We start from the raw sequence: 2,391 nt of genomic DNA, 5'->3' as shown, positions 1-2,391 counted from the left end.
GGCCGGCGCCTCAGCGGCGGCGCGCGCCGAACGGCCAGTCGATCAGGCCGCCGGCCCAGAGCGCCGCCCAGACGAAGACCGGCTGAAACGCCAGCCTGGGCCCATGGTACCACCAGGAATCCGGGATTCCGTCGACGTGGACGGCCTCGAAGGCGTGCTTCAGGTTGGCCGGGTAGACGCAGACCGCGTAGAGGGCGAGCCCGATCGCGGCCGCCCGCCGCAGCGACCGGGTCAGGAGGCCGATCGCCCCGGCGATCTCGCACAGGCCGGTGGCCAGGATCACCAGGCGCGGCGCCGGCACCCAGTCCGGCATCAGCGGCAGCATCGCGTCGGCGGCCACGAGGTGGACGATCCCGATGCCGGCATAGATCAGGGCGAGCGCGTAGCGCAGCCGGCGGCGCCAGGCCTCGGTGTCCGGTCCAGTCATCCGACCTTGTCTTCCGTGACGCCGCAGGCGCGGGCGAGTGCGGTTCGGATCGCCGCCATCAGCCGGGCGACGCCCGGGTGTTCCGCGCTGGCGAAGGCGGTGGCGCCGATGGCGGTCACGGGGGCCAGCAGCCGCAGGGAGTTGGTGACGAACACGGCCTCGGCGCCGAGGAGTTCGGACAGGCTCAGGGAGCCCTCCTCCGGGCGCAATCCGCACGCCCCCGCCAGCCCCAGCACCTCCGCGCGGATGATCCCGGCGAGCACGCCGTCCGCCAGCGGCGGCGTGACCAGCCGGTCGCCGAGCACCGCGAAGACATTGCCGGTGCCCGCGCAGGCGACGCGGCCGCGGGTGTTGCAGAACAGGGATTCGTCGAAGCCCGAAGCGGCGGCTTCGCGGGCGGCCAGCACGGCGTCCAGATACCCTAAGGTCTTTAGCCGGGCGGCGGGCGAGGTGTCGTTGCGGGCGATCCCGGTCGGCCACAGCCGCAGGGGCGCGAAGGCCGCGCTCCTGGCGCTCGGCGCAGCGGTGGCGAACAGGGTCGGATGCGGATCCGCCGGCGGCTTCAGCCCGCGCGGTCCGGAGCCGCGGGTGAGGGTGGTGCGGATCGCCAGCCTGTCCGCGTCTCCCCTACCCTGCCCGGCGAGCGCCCGCATGGCGGCGCGGACCCGTTCCGCCTCGGCGGGGATCCCGAGGGTCTCCGCCCCGGCGACGAGCCGGGCGATATGGGCGTCCTCGAAGGCGACCCGGCCGCCCAGCGCGAGCGCCGTGTCGAACAGGCCGTCGCCGAGCGTCAGGCCCCGATCGGTGTGGTCCAGGGATGCCTGCGTCCCGGGGACGATCGCCCCGTCACGCCACAGCATCGTCGCGCCCGTGCTCGCCCCGCCAAGCGCGGGCCAGTCCTAAAAAATTGGCGAACAGGGCGTGGCCGCCCTCGGTCAGCACCGATTCCGGGTGGAACTGGATGCCGTAGGTCGGGTGGGTCCGGTGCGAGAGCGCCATGACCTCGCCCTCCTGCGAGACCGCGTCGACCGAGAGGTGCCTGTCCATCTCGGGACCGGGGGTGACCACCAGGGAGTGGTAGCGGCCCACCGGCATCGGCGCCGGAAGTCCGGAAAACAGCCGCTCGCCCTGATGCGCGATCGGCGTTGCCTGCCCGTGCAGGGGACGCTTGGCGCGCTCGACCGTGCCGCCAAAAACCGCGCCGATCGCCTGGTGGCCGAGGCAGACCCCGAGGATCGGCACTTGGCCGGACAGGTCGCGGATCGCCGGCAGCGAGATGCCGGCCTCCGCGGGGGTGCAGGGGCCCGGCGAGATCACCAGGGCGTCCGGGGCGAGCGCCCGGATGCCGGCGACGTCCAGCGCGTCGCTGCGCACGACCCGGACCGTCTCGCCCAACTCCTCCAGGTAGCGGACGACGTTGAAGACGAAGGAGTCGTAGTTGTCGAGGACGAGGATCATGCGAAGGCCTCGAACACCCGGGCGGCCTTGGCCAGGGTCTCGTCGTATTCCGGGCCGGGCTCCGACAGCAGGGTCACCCCGCCCCCGGCCTGCAGGACCGCCCGGGTCTCGTCCATGAACACGGTGCGGATCGCGATCGACGTATCCAGCGCGCCGTCGAAGCCGATCCGGCCGATGGCGCCGCAATAGAGCTCCCGGGCGTCGCCCTCGATCTCGGTGATGATGTCCATGGCGCGGATTTTTGGGGCCCCGGTGATCGAGCCCCCGGGGAAGGTGCCCGCCAGCAGGTCGAGGGCGTCGAGCCCGTCGCGGAGCGTCCCGGTCACCACCGAGACGAGGTGGTGGACGTTGGCGTAGGTCTCCAGCCCGCACAGGGTGGGCACGGCGACGCTGCCCGGCGCGCAGACCCGGGACAGGTCGTTGCGCAGCAGGTCGACGATCATGACGTTCTCGGCCCGCTCCTTGACCGAGGCCAGGAGCGCCTCGGCCGCCGCCCGGTCGGCCGC

At 73.1% G+C, this 2,391-nt stretch carries 4 protein-coding genes; all 4 read right to left on the bottom strand.

The window, feature by feature from the left end; genetic code table 11:
- Positions 1-10 precede the first annotated feature (10 nt).
- Positions 11-427, bottom strand: a complete 417-nt coding sequence (locus FV228_RS26990; RefSeq protein WP_147857328.1) for a DoxX family protein — start codon at positions 425-427, stop codon at positions 11-13.
- The gene (locus FV228_RS26985) at positions 424-1,287 is read right to left on the bottom strand and encodes an aminotransferase class IV (RefSeq protein WP_147857327.1); all 864 of its coding nucleotides are present in this window, start codon (positions 1,285-1,287) and stop codon (positions 424-426) included. Before FV228_RS26985 ends, FV228_RS26990 begins: the two co-directional genes overlap by 4 nt.
- Positions 1,274-1,885 (bottom strand): aminodeoxychorismate/anthranilate synthase component II, encoded by a 612-nt coding sequence (locus FV228_RS26980; protein ID WP_147857326.1) that lies wholly within the window; start codon positions 1,883-1,885, stop codon positions 1,274-1,276. Before FV228_RS26980 ends, FV228_RS26985 begins: the two co-directional genes overlap by 14 nt.
- Positions 1,882-2,391: chorismate-binding protein (locus FV228_RS26975; RefSeq protein WP_187277934.1), on the bottom strand; the 510-nt coding region annotated here is incomplete at its 5' end. The genes FV228_RS26980 and FV228_RS26975, both read right to left, overlap by 4 nt.

Origin of the sequence: Methylobacterium sp. WL18 (assembly GCF_008040015.1) — a bacterium.
GTDB lineage: Bacteria > Pseudomonadota > Alphaproteobacteria > Rhizobiales > Beijerinckiaceae > Methylobacterium > Methylobacterium mesophilicum.
Note: the sequence above shows the minus strand (reverse complement) of the source record. Positions and strands in the feature narration are given on the sequence as shown.